21 protein-coding genes are annotated in these 20,017 nt (G+C 64.2%); 15 read left to right on the top strand and 6 right to left on the bottom strand.

The features are described 5' to 3' along the window. Positions 1 to 13: 13 nt before the first annotated feature. From rhaM to BBA01S_RS34700, 7 genes are all read left to right on the top strand, one after another. Positions 14 to 328 (top strand): L-rhamnose mutarotase, encoded by a 315-nt coding sequence (gene rhaM, locus BBA01S_RS34735; protein WP_027820451.1) that lies wholly within the window; start codon positions 14 to 16, stop codon positions 326 to 328. Between the two features lie 20 nt (positions 329 to 348). Beyond that, positions 349 to 1,236: an amidohydrolase family protein gene (locus BBA01S_RS34730; RefSeq protein WP_027820450.1), complete on the top strand. Its 888-nt coding sequence runs from the start codon at positions 349 to 351 to the stop codon at positions 1,234 to 1,236. A 77-nt stretch (positions 1,237 to 1,313) separates the two neighbouring features. Further along, entirely contained in the window at positions 1,314 to 2,834 is a 1,521-nt protein-coding gene (locus BBA01S_RS34725; RefSeq protein WP_042298386.1) for a sugar ABC transporter ATP-binding protein, read from the top strand. After that, on the top strand, positions 2,831 to 3,886 hold the full coding sequence (locus tag BBA01S_RS34720) for an ABC transporter permease (protein ID WP_156966185.1): 1,056 nt from the start codon (positions 2,831 to 2,833) through the stop codon (positions 3,884 to 3,886). The genes BBA01S_RS34725 and BBA01S_RS34720 overlap by 4 nt, the downstream gene beginning before the upstream one ends. After that, entirely contained in the window at positions 3,879 to 4,889 is a 1,011-nt protein-coding gene (locus BBA01S_RS34715; RefSeq protein ID WP_027820447.1) for an ABC transporter permease, read from the top strand. Before BBA01S_RS34720 ends, BBA01S_RS34715 begins: the two co-directional genes overlap by 8 nt. 112 nt (positions 4,890 to 5,001) lie before the next feature. Then, on the top strand, positions 5,002 to 6,009 hold the full coding sequence (rhaS, locus tag BBA01S_RS34710; RefSeq protein WP_027820446.1) for a rhamnose ABC transporter substrate-binding protein: 1,008 nt from the start codon (positions 5,002 to 5,004) through the stop codon (positions 6,007 to 6,009). Between the two features lie 327 nt (positions 6,010 to 6,336). Then, positions 6,337 to 7,869 (top strand): methyl-accepting chemotaxis protein, encoded by a 1,533-nt coding sequence (locus BBA01S_RS34700; RefSeq protein ID WP_027820445.1) that lies wholly within the window; start codon positions 6,337 to 6,339, stop codon positions 7,867 to 7,869. 130 nt (positions 7,870 to 7,999) lie between these two features. Here BBA01S_RS34700 and BBA01S_RS34695 read toward each other — a convergent pair whose 3' ends face one another. Further along, on the bottom strand, positions 8,000 to 8,440 hold the full coding sequence (locus BBA01S_RS34695; protein ID WP_027820444.1) for a hypothetical protein: 441 nt from the start codon (positions 8,438 to 8,440) through the stop codon (positions 8,000 to 8,002). A gap of 265 nt (positions 8,441 to 8,705) precedes the next feature. Between BBA01S_RS34695 and BBA01S_RS34690 the strand changes: the two genes are divergently transcribed. The 6 genes from BBA01S_RS34690 to BBA01S_RS46285 all read left to right on the top strand — a co-directional run bounded on the left by BBA01S_RS34690 (position 8,706) and on the right by BBA01S_RS46285 (position 11,655). Continuing rightward, a complete protein-coding gene (locus BBA01S_RS34690) occupies positions 8,706 to 9,032 on the top strand; it encodes a hypothetical protein (RefSeq protein ID WP_027820443.1) in 327 nt (108 codons plus the stop codon). Positions 9,033 to 9,206: 174 nt separating this feature from the next. Next, positions 9,207 to 10,088 (top strand): alpha/beta hydrolase, encoded by an 882-nt coding sequence (locus BBA01S_RS34685; RefSeq protein ID WP_084162726.1) that lies wholly within the window; start codon positions 9,207 to 9,209, stop codon positions 10,086 to 10,088. Positions 10,089 to 10,318: 230 nt separating this feature from the next. Then, a complete protein-coding gene (locus BBA01S_RS44110; protein ID WP_052392026.1) occupies positions 10,319 to 10,675 on the top strand; it encodes a hypothetical protein in 357 nt (118 codons plus the stop codon). A 180-nt stretch (positions 10,676 to 10,855) separates the two neighbouring features. Beyond that, positions 10,856 to 11,146 (top strand): DUF1488 family protein, encoded by a 291-nt coding sequence (locus BBA01S_RS34675; RefSeq protein WP_156966186.1) that lies wholly within the window; start codon positions 10,856 to 10,858, stop codon positions 11,144 to 11,146. A 17-nt stretch (positions 11,147 to 11,163) separates the two neighbouring features. Continuing rightward, a complete protein-coding gene (locus BBA01S_RS34670; RefSeq protein WP_156966184.1) occupies positions 11,164 to 11,454 on the top strand; it encodes a hypothetical protein in 291 nt (96 codons plus the stop codon). 36 nt (positions 11,455 to 11,490) lie between these two features. Then, positions 11,491 to 11,655 (top strand): DUF1328 family protein, encoded by a 165-nt coding sequence (locus BBA01S_RS46285; protein ID WP_027820439.1) that lies wholly within the window; start codon positions 11,491 to 11,493, stop codon positions 11,653 to 11,655. A gap of 112 nt (positions 11,656 to 11,767) precedes the next feature. Here the strand turns inward: BBA01S_RS46285 and BBA01S_RS34660 are convergent, their stop codons facing one another. After that, positions 11,768 to 12,562: an SDR family NAD(P)-dependent oxidoreductase gene (locus tag BBA01S_RS34660; RefSeq protein ID WP_027820438.1), complete on the bottom strand. Its 795-nt coding sequence runs from the start codon at positions 12,560 to 12,562 to the stop codon at positions 11,768 to 11,770. A 136-nt stretch (positions 12,563 to 12,698) separates the two neighbouring features. Between BBA01S_RS34660 and BBA01S_RS34655 the strand changes: the two genes are divergently transcribed. Then, a complete protein-coding gene (locus BBA01S_RS34655; protein ID WP_027820437.1) occupies positions 12,699 to 13,916 on the top strand; it encodes a YbfB/YjiJ family MFS transporter in 1,218 nt (405 codons plus the stop codon). Between the two features lie 309 nt (positions 13,917 to 14,225). After that, positions 14,226 to 15,431: an NAD(P)/FAD-dependent oxidoreductase gene (locus tag BBA01S_RS34650; protein WP_027820436.1), complete on the top strand. Its 1,206-nt coding sequence runs from the start codon at positions 14,226 to 14,228 to the stop codon at positions 15,429 to 15,431. 109 nt (positions 15,432 to 15,540) lie between these two features. Here the strand turns inward: BBA01S_RS34650 and BBA01S_RS34645 are convergent, their stop codons facing one another. From BBA01S_RS34645 to BBA01S_RS44105, 4 genes are all read right to left on the bottom strand, one after another. After that, positions 15,541 to 16,062 (bottom strand): RrF2 family transcriptional regulator, encoded by a 522-nt coding sequence (locus tag BBA01S_RS34645; RefSeq protein ID WP_027820435.1) that lies wholly within the window; start codon positions 16,060 to 16,062, stop codon positions 15,541 to 15,543. Positions 16,063 to 16,162: 100 nt separating this feature from the next. After that, complete coding sequence (locus BBA01S_RS34640; protein WP_027820434.1) at positions 16,163 to 16,768, bottom strand: TetR/AcrR family transcriptional regulator; 606 nt, start codon at positions 16,766 to 16,768, stop codon at positions 16,163 to 16,165. A gap of 76 nt (positions 16,769 to 16,844) precedes the next feature. Beyond that, positions 16,845 to 18,986 (bottom strand): phosphocholine-specific phospholipase C, encoded by a 2,142-nt coding sequence (locus BBA01S_RS34635; RefSeq protein WP_027820433.1) that lies wholly within the window; start codon positions 18,984 to 18,986, stop codon positions 16,845 to 16,847. A gap of 109 nt (positions 18,987 to 19,095) precedes the next feature. Beyond that, positions 19,096 to 20,004 (bottom strand): LysR substrate-binding domain-containing protein, encoded by a 909-nt coding sequence (locus BBA01S_RS44105; RefSeq protein WP_042298385.1) that lies wholly within the window; start codon positions 20,002 to 20,004, stop codon positions 19,096 to 19,098. Between the last annotated feature and the right edge of the window lie 13 nt (positions 20,005 to 20,017).

Genomic DNA, 20,017 nt, shown 5'->3' with positions numbered 1-20,017 from the left:
CGGAGACACGATCATGGAAACCGTTGCGTTCCGTATGCAACTCGATCCCGGCAAACGGGACGAATACGAGCGGCGTCACCGCGAAATCTGGCCCGAGCTCGCCAGTGCGCTGCGCGACGCGGGTGTCAATGATTACTGGATCTTTCTCGACGAAAGCACGCACGCGCTCTTTGCGGTGCTCAAGCGGCGCGACGATCACCAGATGGATCGGCTGCCCGAAACGGCCATCATGCGCAAATGGTGGGATTACATGGCCGACATCATGGCGACCGGCGAGGGCAACGTGCCCGTGACGCAGCCGCTCGTGCCGGTCTTCCATTTGTCCTGAATCGCCACGAGGAGCACGCCATGCAGGTGGTCGATCCGCACGTTCACTTCTGGGATCTCGACACGCATCACTATCCCTGGCTCGCGAATCCGGGGACGTCCTTCGTGGGCGATGCGCGCGATCTCAAGCATAACTATCTACCCGACGATCTCCTGCGTGAAGCGGGCGATATCGAAGTGCTCAAGGTCGTGCACGTAGAAGCGAATCACGATCCGGCCGATCCGGTCGAAGAAACGCGCTGGCTCGAATCGGTCGCCGATGCGGGAAAGGGCTTGCCCAATGCGATCGTCGCCGCCGCCGATCTGGGCGCGCCGAATGCGCCGGAAATTCTCGCGGCTCACGCGGCGTTCAAGCGTACGCGCGGCATACGGCAGATTCTCAACGTGCACGCAAATCCGCTCTACGACTATGTAGGCCGACACTATATGCGCGAGACGGCGTGGCGCAAGCACTTCGCGCTGCTGGAACAGCACGGGTTGTCATTCGACCTGCAACTCTATCCGTCGCAGATGGAAGAGGCTGCCGCACTCGCACGCGCCCATCCAGGCATCGCGCTTATCGTCAATCACGCGGGGATGTTCGTCGACCGCAATGGCGTGCAGGGCTGGCGCGACTGGCGTGACGGCCTGCGCGTGCTTGCCGCGTGCCCGAACGTATCGGTGAAGATCAGCGGCCTTGCGATGTTCGATCACGAATGGACAGTGGAAAGCCTGCGTCCCTACGTGCTCGAAGCCGTCGATGCGTTTGGTGTATCGCGCGCGATGTTCGCATCGAATTTTCCGGTTGACCGTCAATTTGGCGGCTATGCCGATTTATGGCACGCCTACGCCGCCATCGTGGGCGATGCCAGCGAGAGCGAGCGCGCCGCGCTATTTCGCAGCAACGCCGAACGCATTTACCGTATCTAGCGATCACGCGTTCCGACAGTCCAGATAGAAAGATTGCGGGCGCAACGAATCAGGAGACATGCGTGGAACCGAATGCAATGGCTGGGAGCGTGCCGCGTCTTGAGCTTAGAGGAGCCAGCAAGTCGTTCGGGCGCGTGCGTGCGCTCGTGGACGGCACGCTCGTGCTCAAGCCAGGTGAAGTGCACGCGCTGCTCGGCGAGAACGGCGCCGGTAAGTCGACGCTCGTGAAGATCCTTGCGGGCGTGCACCGTCCCGATAGCGGCGAGCTGCTGGTCGACGGCACCGCGCAAAGTTTTGCCACGCCGGCCCAGGCGCGCGATGCGGGCATTGCCGTGATTTATCAGGAGCCCACACTGTTCTTCGATCTCTCGATCGCCGAGAACATTTTCATGGGCCGTCAACCGCTCGACAGAATGGGCCGTATCGACTACGACGCCATGCATCGCGACGTGGCGGCGCTGCTGGTTTCTCTCGGCGTCGATCTCAAGGCCGAGCGGCTGGTGCGCGGCCTGTCGATTGCAGACCAGCAGGTGATCGAGATTGCCAAGGCGCTGTCGCTCAACGCCAATGTGCTCATCATGGACGAACCCACGGCGGCGCTTTCGCTGCCCGAGGTCGAACGGCTCTTCACGATTGCGCGCAAGCTGCGCGAGCGTGGCGTGGCGATCCTCTTCATCACGCACCGGCTTGAAGAGGTGTTCGCGCTCACGCAGCACGTGACCATCATGCGTGACGGCGCGAAGGTGTTCGACGCACCGACTTCGACGCTCACGACGCAGGATATCGTTGCGCGCATGGTGGGGCGCGACCTCGCCACGTTCTATCCGAAAGCCGAAGTGACGCCCGGCGACGTGATGCTGCGCGTGCGCGGCCTGACGCGGCGCGGCGTGTTCAAGGACATCGCCTTCGACGTGCGCGCGGGCGAGATCGTCGCGCTCGCGGGTCTTGTTGGCGCGGGCCGCAGCGAAGTGGCGCGCGCGATCTTCGGCATCGATCCGTGCGACGCGGGCCAGGTGCAGGTGGCGGGCAAGGCGCTTGCGATGGGCCGTCCCGCGCGCGCCGTGAAGGCCGGTCTCGCGCTCGTGCCTGAGGATCGTCGCCAGCAGGGACTGGCGCTCGAATTGAGCATCGCGCGCAATGCGTCGCTCACGGTGCTGGGGCGGCTGGTGCGCTTCGGCCTGATTTCCGCGGGGCGCGAGGTCGAGCTTGCGGGGCAGTGGGGCACGCGCCTGCGGTTGAAGGCGAGCGACCTCAATGCGCCGGTCGGCACGCTGTCGGGCGGCAACCAGCAGAAAGTGGTGCTGGGCAAATGGCTCGCGACGGGGCCGAAGGTGCTCATCATCGACGAGCCCACGCGCGGCATCGACGTGGGCGCGAAAGCGGAAGTCTATGGCGCGCTCGCCGAACTCGTGCGCGAGGGCATGGCGGTGCTGATGATTTCGAGCGAATTGCCCGAAGTGCTGGGCATGGCCGACCGCGTGCTGGTGATGCACGAAGGCCGCATCACCGCCGATATCGCGCGTGCCGACGCCGACGAGGAGCGCATCATGAGCGCCGCACTCGGCCAGGCCAACATACATCTGGGGCACGCAGCATGATGGGTCAATCCACTTCTCCTCATTCCCTGCACGGCGGCGAGCCGCGCGCGCCACGGCGCGGTGCGGCGGCGTTCGCGCAGACGCTGGCGAAAAGCCGCGAGACCACGCTGTTCGTGGTGCTGCTGCTTATCATCGGCGGCACGGCGCTGGCGAGGCCGCAGTTCCTCAATCTGCAGAACCTGCGGGACGTGCTGCTCAACGTGTCGATCGTGAGCCTGCTCACGGCGGGCATGACCATCGTGATCCTGATGCGCCACATCGATCTGTCGATCGGGTCGACGGTGGGGATCAGCGCCTACGCAGTGGGCAGCCTGTATGTCGCCTTTCCGCATATGCCGGTGATCGTGGCGCTGCTGGCGGGGCTGGCGATCGGCATGGTGGCGGGATCGATCAACGCGCTGCTGGTGGCGGTGGGGCGTGTGCCGTCGCTGGTGGCCACCCTGTCGACGCTCTATATCTTTCGGGGTGCAGATTATGCGTGGGTGCATGGCGGACAGATCAACGCCACGAGCCTGCCCGACGCGTTCTCGCATCTCGCGACCGGCGCGGTGCTGGGCATACCCGTGCTCGCGTTGATTGCGATGGTGCTCCTTGTCGCGCTCTCCATTTACCTCAAGCAGTTCCGTCCGGGCCGCGAGTACTACGCAATCGGCTCGAATCCCGAAGCCGCGCGCCTGGCCGGCATCCATGTCGAGCGCCGCGTGGCGGTGGGCTTCGTCATCAGTGGGGCCATTGCGGGCCTCGCGGGCGCGCTGTGGCTCGCGCGCTTCGGCACGGTCGACGCGAGCACGGCGAAGGGCATCGAGCTTCAGGTCGTGGCCGCCGCCGTGGTGGGCAGCGTGGCCATCACGGGGGGCGTGGGCACGATTCTCGGCGCGACGCTGGGCGCGCTGGTGCTTGGCGTCATCAGCATCGCGCTGGTGGTGCTGCACGTTTCGCCGTTCTGGGAGCAGGCCATTCAAGGCGCACTGATCGTCGCCGCCATTACCGCCGACACGCTGCTGGCCCGCTCCGTCGCCAAACGCATGATGAGGAAACGCGATCATGGCTAAACCCGATTCCGCTTTGCTGACCCGCCGCGCCGGACTGCCGCTGACCTGGGAGTCGCTGCTCGTGGTGATACTGCTGCTCTCGCTCGTAGTGGGGCGCGTGCTGTCCAACGTGTTTCTTAGCGGCGCGAACCTCAGCAACATCCTCGCCGATCTCACCGAAGTCGCGCTGATGGCGCTGCCGATGACGCTCATCATCGTCGCCGCCGAAATCGACCTGTCCGTCGCTTCGGTGCTGGGTGCGTCGAGCGCGCTCTTGGGCGTGCTCTGGCACATGGGCGTGCCGATGCCGCTGGCAATGGTGCTGGTGGTGATCGCGGGCGGCCTTGCAGGTCTCTTCAACGGCCTTGTGATCGTCAAGCTCAATCTGCCGTCGCTGGCGGTCACCATCGGCACGCTCGCGTTGTTTCGCGGCCTCGCGTACGTGCTGCTGGGCGACCAGGCCATCGCCGATTTTCCGCCCGCTTACACGCTGTTCGGCATGAGCAACCTGGGCAGCACGTTCATTCCGATGCCGTTCCTGATCGTGGCGGCGTGCGCCGTGGTCTTCACGCTGCTGCTGCAGGCCACCGCGTTTGGCCGCAGCCTCTACGCGATTGGCGCGAACAGCACGGCGGCGTCGTTTTCGGGCATCGACGTCGCGCGCGTCAAGCTGCGGCTCTTCGTGCTGTCGGGGGCGATGAGCGCGCTAGCGGGCATTGTTTATACGCTGCGTTTTACGAGTGCACGCGGCGACAACGGCGAGGGCTTCGAATTGTCGGTGATCGCGGCGGTGCTGTTCGGCGGCGTGAGCATCTTCGGCGGACGCGGCTCGATGTATGGCGTGCTGCTGTCGCTGCTGATCGTGGGCGTGCTCAAGAACGCGCTCACGCTCGCGGACGTATCGAGCGAAACACTCACCATCGTGACGGGGGCGTTGCTGCTCGCCTCGGTGCTCATTCCCAATCTCGCGGCGCGCTGGCGCACGCTGCGCGACCGCCGTGCGCTTGCACGTGCGGCGACCTGAAAACCCGCCACGCAGTCGAACAGGAAAACGCTGTAAAACAAGCAGTCAACATGGCAGTAAGCCGTCAAACCGCCCGGCGCGCACGCCGGGCCCTCATCGAGGAGACACGTTCATGATGAAGCCAGTCCGTCACGCCTGCACGGCGCTGCTCTGCGCCATGCTGCTGGGCGCGGGCCTGACCGCGCACGCTGCAGGTATCAAGGAAGGCCTGAAAATCGCCTTCGTGCCCAAGCAGATCAACAACCCCTACGAAGTGATCGCCGATAACGGCGGCATGGACGCCATCAAGGAATTCAAGGGCGACGGCAAGGTGGTCGGGCCGTCGGATGCGGGCGCGTCGTCGCAGGTGTCGTACATCAATACGCTCACCACGCAGCACCAGGACGCCATCGTGATCGCGGCCAACGATGCGAATGCGCTCGTGCCGTACCTGAAGCGCGCGATGGCGCAGGGCATCAAGGTCGTCACCTTCGATTCGGACACGGCGCCTGACGGCCGCCAGATCTTCGTGAACCAGGCCAACGCCGAAAGCATCGGGCGCGGGCAGATTCAACTGGTGGCCAAGCTGATGAATAACGAAGGCGAGTTCGCGATTCTGTCGGCGACGCCCAACGCGACCAACCAGAACACCTGGATCAAGTGGATGCAGGAGGAACTGAAGAAGCCCGAGTATTCGAAGATGAAGCTCGTGAAGATCGCCTATGGCAACGACGACGACCAGAAGTCTTTCGTCGAGACGCAAGGTCTGCTGCAGGCGTATCCGAACCTGAAGGCCATCGTTGCGCCCACTTCAGTAGGCATCGCGGCGGCGGCGCGTTATATCTCGTCGTCGTCGAGCAAGGGCAAAGTGGCTGTCACGGGTCTCGGCACGCCTAACCAGATGCGCGCTTTCGTGAAGAACGGCACCGTCAAGGCGTTCCAGTTGTGGGATCCGGGTGCACTCGGTTATCTGGCCGCTTACGCCGCTGCGAATCTCGCCTCGGGCACGATCACGGGCAAGGAAGGCGACAGCTTCGATGCGGGCAAGCTCGGCAAGCGCACCGTCGGCAAGAGCGGAGAAGTGATTCTCGGGCCGCCTACGACGTTCGATGCGTCGAATATCGACAACTTCAACTTCTAGTCCGTCTGGAGCAGGACGAAAACGATTTCATTTGGTATGCAGAATAAAAAGGCCCGGTTGATCCGGGCCTTTTTCATTGCGTGAACCGATCCATTGCCGGTGCTTGAAGCTTTCAATTTATTGCGCTTTCTGACTGTTCATTTCTTCAGATTAAAGCGCAATCCACAACATACCTTTTCTGCCCTTCAGTTTCGCGCGCATATGCCGATAGCATGGCGGGGCGGTGGCCTCACGAGGGCTGTCGATCCGCTCTCACTGCCTGATTCCGCGTATCAACCCCACGCTTCGAGCGCCGACGCCGCGCAAGCCAACCGCAAGGAAATGACGATGAAGTTGACCCTGAAGATTCCGCTCGCTTTTGCAGCGGCGCTCCTGCTGATGTTCGCGGGTGCGTTCTACGGAATCTATTCGCTGAACCAGTCACTTAACGTGTACGGCACGACGGTGCAGAACAGCGTGGCCAACGAGCGCGCGGTGATGGCGACGCTGCTCGCCTTCAAGGTGCAGGTGCAGGAGTGGAAGGACACGCTGCTGCGCGGCAAGGATCCGGCGATGCTCGACAAGCATTGGTCGGCATTCGAAGCGCGTGAGCGCGAAGTCGACACGCTGGCCCAGCAACTCAGGTCGAGTCTGCCCGAAGGCGAAAGCCGCGACCTGATCGATCGTTTCGCGAGCGCTCATACGACGATGGGGCAGGGTTATCGCACGGGGCTCGCGGCGTTCAAGGCGGCGGGTTTCGAGCCGTCCGCAGGCGATCATGCGGTAGCGGGCGTCGATCGCGCGCCGGCCGCGTTGCTCGACGAAGCCGCGCACAAGATCGCGGCTCAAAGCGCCGAGGTATCCGCAGAAGCCGCGGAGCAGGCGCATCGCGCGACGCTGCTTAGCGCGTTGCTGATGGTGGCCGCGCTCGCGGTGTCGATGACGGGCGCGTGGTGGTTCAGCCGCACTGTGACGAAGCCGCTTGCCCGCGCGCTCGAATGCACGCAGGCCGTCGCGCAGGGCGATCTCGCATTCGAAGTACGCGCGCAAGCCGGCGCGCGCGACGAAACCGCGATGCTGCTCGACGCGCTCAAGAGCATGCAGTCGAGTCTGTCGGGCGTCGTGAGCCAGGTGCGCAGCCACGCGCAGAGCGTGTCGTCGGCGAGCGACGAAATCGCGGCGGGCAATCTCGGCTTGTCGGCGCGCACGGAAGATCAGGCCGCGTCGCTCGAAGAGACGGCGGCCAGCATGGAAGAGCTCACGGCCACGGTGCGCCAGAACGCGCAGAACGCCAAGCAGGCCGCGCAACTGGCTGGCGACGCGGCAGGCACGGCCGCGCGCGGCAAGGATCTGATGGTCGAAGTCGTCGAGACGATGCGCGGTATTGCGTCGAGTTCGGGCGAGATCGTCGACATCATTGCCGTGATCGACAGCATCGCTTTTCAGACCAACATCCTCGCGCTGAACGCGGCGGTCGAGGCCGCGCGTGCGGGCGAGGAAGGGCGCGGCTTTGCGGTGGTGGCGTCGGAAGTGCGCACGCTCGCGCAGCGCAGCGGCGCGGCGGCCAAGGAAATCAAGGCGCTGATCGAGGCGTCGGCGCAACGCATCGACGCCGGATCGGCGCTCGTCAACGATGCGGGCAACGTGATCGGCGAGATGGTGGACGCAGTGCAGCGCGTGACCGTGATCGTCGACGAAATCTCCACCGCGTCGCAGGAGCAGAGCACCGGCATCGAGCAGGTGAACGTTGCCGTCACGCAGATGGACGAGGTCACGCAGCACAACGCGGCACTGGTCGAGGAGGCGTCGGCGGCGGCGCATGCGCTCGCGGAGCAGGCCGCCGAGTTGCGCGAAGCCGTCGGCGTGTTCAGGCTGGCCTGATTTGCACTGACGCGCGGCGCGCGTCGATGCGCGCGCCAATAAAAAAACGGCACGGATTTGAACCGTGCCGTTTTTTATTGGAGAGCCGATTGGAAGGCGCGCGCGGTTGTCGCGCCGCGCCGCCAGGCGCTCAATCCCAGTGGTGGTGCTTGTTGTGGTGGCGCTTGCCGCGATAGCCGCGCGAGTAGTCATCGGCGTAGGAGTTCGAGCGCGAGATATTGCCGCCGAGCGCCGAACCTGCGCCGCCGCCCAGTGCCGCGCCGACCAGACCGCCGGTGCGGCCGCCCATCGCATTGCCTGCCGCCGCGCCGGCACCGCCGCCCAGCGCGCCGCCGACGATGGCGCCCGTGCGCTCGCGACGATTCGACGTGACCGCGCCGCCTGCGCCGCCACCCACTGCACCCCCGATCACCGCGCCCGTGCTGCCACCGACCGCGCCGCCCAACGCTGCGCCAGCGACGCCGCCGAGCGCGCCGCCCAGCGCGTTGTTCATGTCGCCAGCCATGGCGGGCAACGAAACCGCTGCGGCCAGCGCCGCAATCGCAACCATCGGGATGAATTTCTTCGACATGGTGGAGCCCATTCGTTTTTTAAGATGGAGCGGAGTATAACGGGCAATCTGAAAGGCTTCTGTAACGCCGGCAGAGGCGGGGGGTAAGAGGTGTAACAAAATGATCCCAAACCTTCTGCAAAAGGCGAGAGAGCGTTGCGGAGCCTGAGAAAGTCCCATGACGGGCCCCAATTCCTACATCTTCCAGGACGATTCCTACGTGTGCTAACCTGTATATATATACAGTACTCGGCGCGCCGAATGAACCGGAAAGCAGGACGCAATCATGGGACGGAGTCATCGTCATTTACCGCCGCTCACGGCGGCGGAGCTTGCCGACATCTATGACCGGCACCCGCTGCCCGTCGTCCTGCAACTGTTGTGGGAGATCCACCGGTTGCGTTCGACGATCCGGCGCGCGAACCAGGTTCGTCTGATGATCGGCACGCGGGTGGGATCGGCGAACACGCCGGCGGGCATCTGGGAGCGCTTCGAACAAGACCTGGACGCCGAGCCGTGCCTGACCGATCCGCTTACGCCACGTCAGAAAGGCTTGCTGCACGAGGGCGAGCCGCAAGGGCGCCTGAAACGGCGGAGGCGTAATGGGGACTGATTCGATGACGGGGACACATCGGATCGGTTGAATATCGATGGAATATTCGAGGCGTACGGAAGGCAAATGTGAAGCAAGTCGTAGGGTTCATAGAAATTTGGTTGTAAGTGCCCCTTGCTAGAGTCGTCGCAGGCGTCGTGCCTTTCGTGGCAGTGAAAACAAGAGCGACAACTCATGCTGACAGCCCGCGCGTTCCAGCCCTACAAGTTTCTCGCTTTAATCCTGACGCCGCTTTTCGCGCTGCTCTTTGCTGCGCCTGCGGCCGCCTTCCAGACGCGGATCGTCTCGATCTCTAGCGCGGCCATGCACCGCGCGTTCGACGCGACCGTCGTGCTTCCCGACGACTACGCGCGCAGCAGCAGCGCGGCCCGCTATCCGGTGATCTATGTGCTGCACGGATCGGGCGGCAACTATGCCGACTGGACGTCGAATACGCAGATCGGCAAGCTCGCCGACCGCTATCACGTGATGCTCGTCATGCCCGACGGCGGCCACGAAAGCTGGTATATCGACAGTCCGTTCGATACGGCGAGCCGCTACGAGACCTATGTGGGCACCGAAGTCGTGTCGTATATCGACGCGCATTTCCGTACGATCGCTACGCGCCAGGCGCGCGCGATCACGGGGCTGAGCATGGGCGGCTTCGGCGCGCTGCGCATCGCACTCGATCATCCGGAGGCGTTTGGCGCGGCGGGCAGCATCAGCGGCGCGGTCGATCCGCGCAACTGCGAGGACGAACCGGGTATCGACCGCATCTTCGGCAATCCCGCGCGTCATGCCGATTTCTGGACGCGCAACGCGATCGTGGAAGGCGCGAACAGCTTCGAGCAGGCGCATATCGCGCTGACGATCGATTGCGGCGTCAGCGATTCTTTCGTGCAGTCCAATCGCACGTTGCACGAAAAACTCATTGCATTGGGCGTGCCGCACGACTACGCGGAGCGGCCCGGCGGCCATACGTGGTCGTACTGGTCGAATTCGATCCGCTATCAGGTGCTGTTCTTCGCCACGACGTTCCAGCACAACGGCTGGCATCCGGCCACGCATCAGGCGTGATGTCGTGAGCTCCGGTCATGCTTCGCATGACTGACTAATATCGCCGGTTCCGGCAGGCAGGCCCGCGCAATGCGGGCCTTTGTTTTTCTTCGCTCCCTTTTCCATACCGTTTCCGGCCAGCGCGGCGGCCCGTCTGTGGCACATCGATTGCGCTTTCGATGGCGCACGTGCGGTGCGCCGTGAGGCGCTGCCGCTTGTCGATAAACGGATCGTTACGAAGGAGAGCAACCATGAACCCGACGATAAAGGCGGTGACTTTGACTGTCGCGATGGCGTTGTCCGGCGCGGCTTTCGCAGCAGGCTCGGCCGGTAGCGGCAACGGCATGGGCGGCAGCAATGGCGTGGGCGCGGGAGGGGGCGACACGCAGGGCGCGGCGGGCGTCGTACCGGATGACAACCGCAACAGCAAGAACATGAAGGGTTACGGCAGCAGCGGCTACGGTTCGCCCGGCACGACTGGCGTGGGCGGCGGCCAGGGCGCAGGCACGGGTGCAACGCCCAGTCGCGCGCCGTCAACCATGCCGGGCTCGCAACAAAACAATATGCAGGAAATGCCGCAGACGACTTCGCCTAACACCACTCAATAAGCGGGCTGGCGGCAACGGCCGCATGCGGCGGCGCAGCGTCAGCGAAATGGCGTTGCGCCCCGACGGTCGACCTCGGGCATCGCGCTTGCTCAATGAAAACGGAACATGCAGGAGCAGGCGCTGGCGGGCAGTTTGCCGCACGAATTCGAGGACATGGCCAGGGAGGCCAGGAACACCGACATGGACATCCGATATCGCAACGAGCCGCCGCAATTCGACGGAGCGAATCTACAGATGCACTTCATTGCCGAGGTGGACGGCGAACCGCTCGACTGCGCGATCACGGCGGAGGCGCTGGAAGATCACTTCGGCGCGCAATCGGCGCTTGAAGGGCCCTTGCGCGAGGCGTTCCAGCGCGGGCAGACACGCATTCGCGCGGTCTGCACGCGCGCCATCGAGCAGGGCGCGGGCCCAGTGGTGCTGCATAGCGGCCGCTTCCGCGCGCCCGACGTGCCGGACGTCCTGCATTGAGCGTCGAGGAGTTCGCCGTGTCGAACTTCTACGTTAAACCGGACGTTGTTGAACCGGACGTGAAGCCGGACGTTAAGCCGGTCGGCCAGCTTGCGCGATTTCCCGTCGGCGCCGTGCGCTTCACCGGTTCGCAGTCGCGTTGGGTTTCGCTTGGCGCAGGAGCGGGGGCGGCGGAAGGCGCGCTGCCTGACGTGCAGGGTGCTCCCGCTCCTCTTTTTATGTTCGCTGCTCACGCTGCAACGACAGGCGAGCTGACGAATGCATTGCTTTTACCCGGTTTTTACCTGCCGCGTGCGCGCGGCACCTGACCTTAACCCGGAATGAACCGGAGACTGGAGGACGTCATGCTTCAATACGCAGTCATTTTCTTCATCATCGCAATCATCGCCGCCGTGTTCGGTTTCGGCGGCATCGCGGCGGGCGCGGCATCGATTGCCAAGATCCTGTTCTTCATTTTCCTCGTGGTGTTCCTCGTCACGTTGTTGCTGGGCGTCGTGCGGCGGGGCTGATGCACTGATCTGCACTCATCTCGCGTGACCAGTCTCACGATGAGAGAACGGCCCGCGCTGCGATGCGCGGGCCGTTTTTACGAATGCATTTATTCAGGATATCGAATGACAATCAGGCGATCGTATCCACCACGCCGCCGTCCACGCGCAGCGCCGCGCCCGTAGTCGCCGAAGCCTGCTTCGAGCACGCATAGACCACCATATTCGCCACTTCTTCCACGCTCGCCGCGCGCTGGATGATGGAAGACGAACGATGTTCGCGAACAAAGGCTGCCGCGACTTCCTCGGCGCTCTTGCCCGTTCGCGCGACTTCGTCCTTGAGCATGGCTTCGACGCCGTCCGAAAGCGTCGGCCCGGGCAGCACCGAATTGACCGTCACGCCCGTGCCCGCGAGCCGCTTGGCGAGACCGCGCGCCACCGCGAGCTGCGCGGTCTTGGTCATGCCGTAGTGAATCATGTCGGCGGGAATATTGAGCCCCGACTCCGACGAAATGAACACGATGCGGCCCCAGCCCTGTTTCACCATTGCCTCGGCATAGGCTCGCGACAGACGCACGCCCGACATGACATTGGTGTCGAAAAAGCGCTGCCATTCGCTATCGGGAATCTCGAAGAAGTCCTCCAGTTTGAACACGCCCAGGTTGTTCACGAGGATGTCCACCTTCGGATACGCCTTCACGAGGGCCGCACAGCCGGCCTCGTTTGACAGGTCGCCCACAAAGCCATGCACCTGCGCCCCCGGCACGGCTGCGCGCACGATGTCTTCGGCGTCGCGCACGTTGGCCTCGTTGCGGCTGCTCACGATCACGTTCGCGCCCGTGCCCGCCAGTCCCTTGGCGATGGCCAGACCGATACCCGCTGCCGAACCGGTGACGAGTGCAAGTTTTCCTGACAAGTCGATTTTCATGCTGGCTCCTGTCTCATGAAGAACGGGCAGTGTACTGCGCGTGCCATGGCGTTGCGCTCAAGGCTTGCGTTTTGTGTCAATCGATATAGAATGCGACGTATTGTATCGATTGATATAGAAAACGAGGAAAGCAAACATGTCGGCAACTCCATCGACTCTGGGCGTGCGCGTGCCCGACCGGCTCGACGCGCGGGCGCTTTTCGCGACGCTCGCGGGCTTGTGCGGCAGCTTTGTCGCGATCGGGCTTGCGCGCTTTGCGTACACGCCGCTGATTCCGCCGTTGATCCAGGCGCACTGGTTCTCGGCATCGCAGGCCGTCACGCTGGGCGCGGCCAATTTCGCGGGCTACCTGCTGGGTGCGTTGCTCGGCCGGTCGATTGCGCATGGGCTCGGCAACCGGCTCGCGCTGCGCGCGCTCATGGCGGCGGCAACGCTGGCGTTTTTTGCGTGTGCGTTCCCGCTGTCGGTCGCGTGGTTCTTCGCGTGGCGGCTTTTGTCGGGCGTGGCGGGCGGCGCGATCATGGTGCTGGTCGCAACGTCGATCCTGCCGCACGTGCCGCCTGCGCGGCGCGGCTTTGTCAGCGGGATGATCTTTTTCGGGCTGGGACTGGGCATTGCGGCGTCGGGCACGGCGATTCCCTGGCTGCTTCACTATGGCCTGCGAACGACGTGGATGGGACTTGGCGCGATTGCGTTGCTGCTCACGGCCATCAGCTGGTTCGGCTGGCCGCGCAGCGACGCGCCGGCGGCGGCGCGAGCGCATGAAAGCGCCCAGCACGGCAGTGCAAAGGCCGCGGGCGCGCTGCGCGTGCACTACGCACAATATGCGGCGAATGCGTTGGGGCTCGTGCCGGCGATGGTGCTGCTCGTCGACTATGTGGCGCGTGGTCTCGGGCACGGTGCGGCAAACGGTGCGTACATCTGGGTGCTGTATGGCGTCGCGGCCACCGCGGGGCCGATCGTGTGCGGGCAGGTGGCGGATCGTATCGGCTTTCGACTGACCTGGCGTTTCGCGCTGCTGGCGCAGGCCGTTGCGGTTGCCTTGCTCGCGGCGTCGAGCCAAATGGCGGCGATATTGGCCGCGACCGTGATACTCGGTGCATTCACGCCAGGCGTCGTGCCGCTTGCGCTTGGCCGCATCCACGAACTGGTTCCGCACGATCACCTGGAGCAGCGTGCCGCTTGGAGCCGCGCGACTACGGCTTTCGCGTTGTTCCAGGCGCTGGGTGGCTACGGTTACTCGTATCTGTTCACACACACGCACGAAAACTACGCGCTGATCTTCGCGTGTGGTGCGGTTGCATTGACGTTGGCATTCGTCGTGGATCTGTTCATGAGCCGTCGCTCAACCTGATTTGCAGGTCATTCGTATCACTAATCTAACGATAGCGAACGACCCACAAACGCCCGCGTGCCGACCGCACGCGGGCGTTTTCATTTGCAGCGGGCGGGCACGCGCCTCGTGGATTGATCCGACGAAAGCTCAACGACGCCGCCATCGATCATGGCGATTTCGGTCAACAGTCTGTTTCATTAAGTCGCATTGTCTCGCATAACTACGACTCATAGAATCGTAGTTATGCGTTGCGACGTTGCAGCGTGTTTTCCAGGTGCAGTGGTTCGACAAGGTTCGGACTCACGCAACGATCTACAGGAGTGGAACATGTCGAAGCGAATTCTGATTGTCGGGGCCGGTTTTGCCGGTATGTGGAGCGCACTGAGCGCGGCGCGTCTGATCGACGAGGCCGGTCGCGCCGATGTCGAAATCACGCTGATCGCGCCGGATCCGCATCTGCACGTGCGCCCGCGTCTGTACGAGGAAGGCCCGGAGAACATGAAGGCGCCGCTCACGGCAATCTTCGATGCAGTCGGCGTGAAGTTCGTGCAGGGCATGGTCGAGCAGATTCATACCGACCGTCGCGAAGTGACGGGACAGGACATGCAAGGCCGCGCCTTCACGCTGGGCTACGACCGCCTCGTGCTGGCGGCGGGCAGCAAGCTGTTCCGCCCCGAGATTGCGGGCCTTGCCGAACACGCCTTCAGCGTCGACCAGATCGACGAAGCCGCAGCGCTCGAAACCCATATCCGCAATCTCGCGCAGCAGCCCGATACGCCCGCGCGCAACACCGTCGTGGTGGCGGGCGGCGGCTTCACGGGTATTGAAACCGCAGCAGAAATGCCCGCACGCCTGCGTGCCGCGCTTGGCCAGGATGCACAGGTGCGCGTGGTTGTGGTCGAACGCAACGACGCGATCGGCCCCGATCTTGGCCCGGGCCCGCGTCCCGTGATCGAGACCGCATTGCGCGATCTGGGCGTCACGTGGCAACTGGGTCAAGGCGTCGCTGCGGTCGATGCCAACGGCGTGACGACGGCCGACGGCACACGCATCGACTCGAACACCGTGATCTGGACGGCCGGCGTGCGTGCCAGCGCGCTGACCGCGCAGATTCCGGCGCGCCGCGATGCTGCGGGCCGCCTCTACGTGGACAGCAATCTGGCCGTTGAGGGCGTGCCCGGCGTGTACGCAACGGGCGACGTCGCCAGCGCGGCCACCGACGACGTGGGTAACCGCACGTTGATGTCGTGCCAGCATGCGATGAATCTGGGCCGCTCCGCGGGGCACAATGCGGCCGCCGATCTGCTCGGCCTGGAAACCATCGCGTACAGCCAGCCGAAATACGTGACCTGTCTCGATCTCGGCCCGTGGGGCGCGGTGTACACGGAAGGCTGGGAGCGCGAAGTCAAGCTGAGCGGCCAGGAAGCGAAGCAGCTCAAGCAGCGCATCAACACCGAATGGATCTATCCGCCGCGCGCAGATCGCGCCGAGGTGCTGGCGGCTGCCGATCCGCGCCGGATCGTGGTTGCGTAAGCGAATTGAGGTCGTAACGTAAAAACAGGCTCTGAAAAGAGCCTGTTTTTTTTATGCCCGCGTTTTATAGCGGTTCTAAAGCGGTTTTATGGTGGTGTGATAGCGGCGATTACGCGCGATCGCTGCGCCGGTTCGCGGCGCGGTCGCTGAACCATTGCACCACGTGCTTGCCGTGGCTGGCTGGCGCCTTGGCGTGCGCGCGCGTGGCGAGATCGGCGAGCGTGTGCTTTTTCAGCTCGTCGCGCATGCTGCGCTCCGCGCCCTGCATGACGGCGTGGATCGAGCAGGTGCCGCGCGTGGCCCATGCCGGCGCGGCGTCGTCGAACAGCGCGCATTGCGAGCGGATCTCGCGGCAATCGAACAGCGGTTTGACGCCGTCGATGGCTTCGACGACATCGTGCACCGTGATCGCTTCCGGCGCGCGTGCGAGCGCGAAGCCGCCGCGAATCCCCTCGGTGGCCGAAACGAGTCCGGCCTTGGCAAGGCGCGTAAAAAGCTTGGCGGCGTAATCGACGGAGACGCCCTGCATCTCGGCGAGATCGCGCACGCTTGCCTCGCGCACGCCTTCGGGATCGGCCAGATAGAGCAGGCAATGCAAACCGTACTCGACGCCGGTGCTGATGTAAGACATGGCTATACCACGACTAATTGAATCGGAGTTATAAGGGTATCACGACCGCGCCGCTCGCGCAGGCTAAACCGCAGGTTTAGAAAGAGCCTTTAAAAAGGACTCAATGCGCACCATGCCCCGGCAGCAGCCCGAGCAGCGTGAGCGCGGGCGCGACGGCGCCGGTGAGCCACTCGCGCTCGGGATGAATACGGGCGATCACGCGCAGGCCCAGCAGTACCGCAAGCAGATGTTGGGCCGCTTCCGCTGCGCCGACCGTCTTCGCGATCTCGCCGCTGCGCTGGCCAGCTTGCACGCAGCGCAGGAAAAAGTCGCGAATCTGCGTGACTTCCGCGGCGATGGCGTTGCGCAGTTCGTCGTCGTCGGGAGCGGCTTCCAGGCCGGAATTCACCATCAGGCAGCCGCGCTTGGCTGGATCGTCGAGCGAGCGCTGAATCGTCTCGGCGAAAAAGCCGGCGATGGCCGTGCCGGGCGTCGCGGCGGCCTCGTGCCGCACGATGCGCTCTCGCAGCGAATGCTCCAGATAGTGATCGAGCACGCGCAGGAACAGCGCGCGCTTGTCGCCGAATGCGTTGTAGAGGCTCGGCTGCGTGAGGCCGGTGGCCTTCACGAGATCGCGCGTCGAGGTGGCCTCGTAGCCGCGCGCCCAGAACGCGCCGCACGCGGCGTCCAGTACGCTGGTTTCATCGAATTCGCGGGGACGGCCCATGGCGGCTCCATCGGGTAGGGACGTTTTATTTTAAATCAATCGATACAAAATGTCCCGCGTGGCGCATGTTGCCGGTTCAATCGCTCCCCATGTCCGGGTCGCTGATGCTGTCCCGCCCCGTTTCCAGGCGGCCGGCAAAGCGGCGCGTCACGCCGTTTTCGGCGCTCAGCGTGAAGTCGTACCAGCCGCCCGACGCGGCCAGCGGCCAGCTTTGTTCGGCGCGGCCATGCGGGGCGACCGTGGCAGTCCACGGCGAATCGCTGCGATACGCGTTGGGCTTCACGCTGCAGGTGGCGGGTTCGCGCCCGCTGTTGCCGATCGCGAGGGTCAGCACGTTGTTCGCCGCGTCGTAGCGCAATCGCGTTTCGGGATTCGGGCCGCGCTGGACAGCGCTGACGTCGCCGGTGAAGCCGCGATGAAAGCCGTTGGGGCCAAGCACCCACAGATCGTAGCGATCGGCGTCGGCGGATGCGGGCGTCCATTCGTCGCTTGAGTGCTTGCCTGCTTCGACCGTGTAGCGGCGGGGAATGCGCTCCAGATGCAGCCGGTCGTAGACGTGGAAGACCGCGCCCGCGCTGCCTTCGTTCACAAACTCAAGACGCACCTTGCGCCGTCCCTCGACACTCGCGTGGACATGCAATCGATACGGCAGCGCACGCGAAGGCCGCGAGAGCCGCGCCTGGCGTGGCAGCGTCTGGGCGGCAACGGCTGGCGGCGGCACGGCCTTCAGCCTGCTTTGCTGGGCGTTGAGCGCATCGGCGGCGGCCTTGTTCGTGACGGGGAAGGAGCTTGCCAATTTTTCGTTAGGCATGCTGAAGTTAAGTGCCGACGTCATGTCGCCGAACACCGCGCGCCGCCACGGGCTGATATTCGGTTCCTCGACGCCAAAGCGCCGTTCGAGAAAGCGCAGCACGGAGGTGTGATCGAACGCCTGCGAATTGACGAACCCGCCCGTGCTCCACGGCGAGATCACGAACATCGGCACGCGCGGGCCGGGGCCATAGGGCAGACCGTCCGGCGTGAGCGGCTTTTCGTCGTTGGGCGGGTTGGGCGCGGTGAAGTATTCGTGCTTCGTGCTGACGGTCGATTTGCCTGCATAGGTGCCGTCGGCGTTGGGCGACGGCACGTCTGGCGGCGGAACGTGATCGAAGAAGCAGTCGTTCTCGTCGTAGTTCACGAACAGCACGGTCTTGCTCCACACCTCGGGATTGGCCGTGAGCGTGTCGAGCACCTGCTGGATGTACCACGCGCCCTGATCAGGCGTCGAAACGGCGGGATGTTCGCAATAGGCCTGCGGGGAAATGATCCAGCTGACTTGCGGCATGCGGTTCGCGGCGATGTCGTCTCGCAGCGCTTGCAGGAAGCCGCCGTCGGGCATGGTGTTGCCAATGCCTTTATAGAGAGGCGAAGCGGCTTCGATTTCCGGCGTCCACGGCGCATTGGGTGCACCGGCGATCGATTCGTGCACTTTGCGGAAGCTCGCGAAACCGCAGAGCGGGTTGTCGTTGTAGTTATCGGGCTGGTTCTCGTAGACCTTCCAGCTCACCCCCGCTTTTTGCAGGCGCTCCGCGTAGGTCGTCCATTTCAGCCCCTTTTCCGAGGGGCCGAGCCAGTCCCAGCCGTTGTTGTTCACCACCGCGTGCGGTTCGAGGCCACCGCCGCCGGGGCCGTTCGTGCCTGTCCACAGGAAGATGCGGTTCGAATTGGTGCCGCCGTGCAGTGAACAATGGTAGGCGTCGCAGATCGTGAAGGCATTCGCGAGCGCGAAGTGAAACGGCAGATCGGCGACGTCCAGATAGCCCATCGACGTATCGCCTTTCGACTTCGGCCATTGCGTCATGCGGCCCTGATCCCAGGCGCTGTGCGCGTCGAGCCATTCGTGCGCGCCGCCCGCGAGCAGCGCGTTGCCTTTTGTCCTGTCGAGATGGAAGGGCAGCACGCTGCGCACACCGTCGCTCTGCTGCCAGACGCTCGCGCCTTGCGGCTGCGGAATCGTGATGCGGTCGCCGAAGCCGCGCACGCCCGGCAAAGTGCCGAAATAATGGTCGAACGAGCGGTTCTCCTGCATGAAGATCACGACGTGCTGGACGTCCTGAATCGTGCCGATGACAGAGCTGGCGGGAATCGCGAGCGCGCGACGAATGGCCGCTGGAAACAGGCCGAGCGTGGCGCCTGCAGCAGCGGCGTGCAGAAAGTGACGGCGATCCTTCGAGGTCATGGTGCCAGCTTGTTCCAGGGCGCGATGGGGCTTGACGAAGCTATCGTACCCGCAACGCGCGCCGGCGGCGTTTTGATCGCCAACGGCAGACGCCATGAACTATGTCGTTCTACGAAGCATCTGCAAAAGCTGATGACGAATCGACGGGTTCTGCATCGAGCACGCTCATGAACGCCTCGATCAGACGCGCATTGGTGCGGCTCTTGAGGTGGTAGAGATATTCGTGCATGACCGGGCCGTCCGGTTCGATCGGCACGCTCACGAGCGCCGCGCCGCGCGGCACTTCGCCCGACGGCATCAACGAGCAGCCCAGGCCATGCCGGATCGCTTCACAAATAGCTTCGCGGCTGCCGATTTCGATGAGCGCGGCGGGCGCGACGCCACGTCGCTTGAGCGCGGCTTCGGTGGCGTCGCGCGTGCGCGAGCCGGGCTCGCGCAGCAGCAGGGTTTCCCCGGCCAGCACGTTCAGGTCGGTGCTGCGCTTGTGTGCGAGCCGATGCGACGGATCGACCACCAGCACGAGCGAATCGCTCGCGATGCGGTGGCGCGTGAGCGAGGCATCGTCCACCCGATTCGATGAAACGGCGATATCGACGCGATATTCGACCAGTGCGTCGAGTACTTCCTGCGAGTTGCCCACCTCAATGCCAATCTGCACGTTCGGATAACGACGGCGAAACGCCGCGACCGCTGGCAGGATGTAGTAGGGGCCGGTGGTGCCCAGCCGGAAACTGCCCGCATCGAGCGCGCGGCCGTCGCGCAGCGCGCAGTCGATCGCGAGTTCGCTTTCCATCATGCGGTCGATGAGCGGCATGAGCGCCGCGCCCGTCTGCGTGAGCTCGACGCGGCTGCCGCGCCGATGGAACAGTTCGACGCCATAGTGCTTTTCGAGCTGCTGGATGCGCGCGGTGACGGTGGGCTGGCTGATCGAGAGGTGCCGGGCGGCGGCGGTGATGCTGCCGTGCCGGACGGTTTCATAGAAGGCGGCGACGAGCGGCGCGAGTTGCGGGGCGAGCATAAGGGCTGGGCGG

It is taken from the genome of Paraburkholderia bannensis NBRC 103871 (genome assembly GCF_000685015.1).
Classification (GTDB): domain Bacteria; phylum Pseudomonadota; class Gammaproteobacteria; order Burkholderiales; family Burkholderiaceae; genus Paraburkholderia; species Paraburkholderia bannensis.
The sequence above is the reverse complement of the archived record's forward strand: the minus strand, read 5'-3'. Positions and strand labels throughout refer to the sequence as shown.

What these genes read in the sequence shown, in the direction of transcription:
- rhaM (WP_027820451.1), top strand. Translation starts at nt 14, where the DNA reads ATGGAAACCGTTGCGTTCCGTATGCAACTCGATCCCGGCAAACGGGAC.
- BBA01S_RS34730 (WP_027820450.1), top strand. Translation starts at nt 349, where the DNA reads ATGCAGGTGGTCGATCCGCACGTTCACTTCTGGGATCTCGACACGCAT.
- BBA01S_RS34725 (WP_042298386.1), top strand. Translation starts at nt 1,314, where the DNA reads ATGGCTGGGAGCGTGCCGCGTCTTGAGCTTAGAGGAGCCAGCAAGTCG.
- BBA01S_RS34720 (WP_156966185.1), top strand. Translation starts at nt 2,831, where the DNA reads ATGATGGGTCAATCCACTTCTCCTCATTCCCTGCACGGCGGCGAGCCG.
- BBA01S_RS34715 (WP_027820447.1), top strand. Translation starts at nt 3,879, where the DNA reads ATGGCTAAACCCGATTCCGCTTTGCTGACCCGCCGCGCCGGACTGCCG.
- rhaS (WP_027820446.1), top strand. Translation starts at nt 5,002, where the DNA reads ATGATGAAGCCAGTCCGTCACGCCTGCACGGCGCTGCTCTGCGCCATG.
- BBA01S_RS34700 (WP_027820445.1), top strand. Translation starts at nt 6,337, where the DNA reads ATGAAGTTGACCCTGAAGATTCCGCTCGCTTTTGCAGCGGCGCTCCTG.
- BBA01S_RS34695 (WP_027820444.1), bottom strand. Translation starts at nt 8,440, where the DNA reads ATGTCGAAGAAATTCATCCCGATGGTTGCGATTGCGGCGCTGGCCGCA.
- BBA01S_RS34690 (WP_027820443.1), top strand. Translation starts at nt 8,706, where the DNA reads ATGGGACGGAGTCATCGTCATTTACCGCCGCTCACGGCGGCGGAGCTT.
- BBA01S_RS34685 (WP_084162726.1), top strand. Translation starts at nt 9,207, where the DNA reads ATGCTGACAGCCCGCGCGTTCCAGCCCTACAAGTTTCTCGCTTTAATC.
- BBA01S_RS44110 (WP_052392026.1), top strand. Translation starts at nt 10,319, where the DNA reads ATGAACCCGACGATAAAGGCGGTGACTTTGACTGTCGCGATGGCGTTG.
- BBA01S_RS34675 (WP_156966186.1), top strand. Translation starts at nt 10,856, where the DNA reads ATGGACATCCGATATCGCAACGAGCCGCCGCAATTCGACGGAGCGAAT.
- BBA01S_RS46285 (WP_027820439.1), top strand. Translation starts at nt 11,491, where the DNA reads ATGCTTCAATACGCAGTCATTTTCTTCATCATCGCAATCATCGCCGCC.
- BBA01S_RS34660 (WP_027820438.1), bottom strand. Translation starts at nt 12,562, where the DNA reads ATGAAAATCGACTTGTCAGGAAAACTTGCACTCGTCACCGGTTCGGCA.
- BBA01S_RS34655 (WP_027820437.1), top strand. Translation starts at nt 12,699, where the DNA reads ATGTCGGCAACTCCATCGACTCTGGGCGTGCGCGTGCCCGACCGGCTC.
- BBA01S_RS34650 (WP_027820436.1), top strand. Translation starts at nt 14,226, where the DNA reads ATGTCGAAGCGAATTCTGATTGTCGGGGCCGGTTTTGCCGGTATGTGG.
- BBA01S_RS34645 (WP_027820435.1), bottom strand. Translation starts at nt 16,062, where the DNA reads ATGTCTTACATCAGCACCGGCGTCGAGTACGGTTTGCATTGCCTGCTC.
- BBA01S_RS34640 (WP_027820434.1), bottom strand. Translation starts at nt 16,768, where the DNA reads ATGGGCCGTCCCCGCGAATTCGATGAAACCAGCGTACTGGACGCCGCG.
- BBA01S_RS34635 (WP_027820433.1), bottom strand. Translation starts at nt 18,986, where the DNA reads ATGACCTCGAAGGATCGCCGTCACTTTCTGCACGCCGCTGCTGCAGGC.
- BBA01S_RS44105 (WP_042298385.1), bottom strand. Translation starts at nt 20,004, where the DNA reads ATGCTCGCCCCGCAACTCGCGCCGCTCGTCGCCGCCTTCTATGAAACC.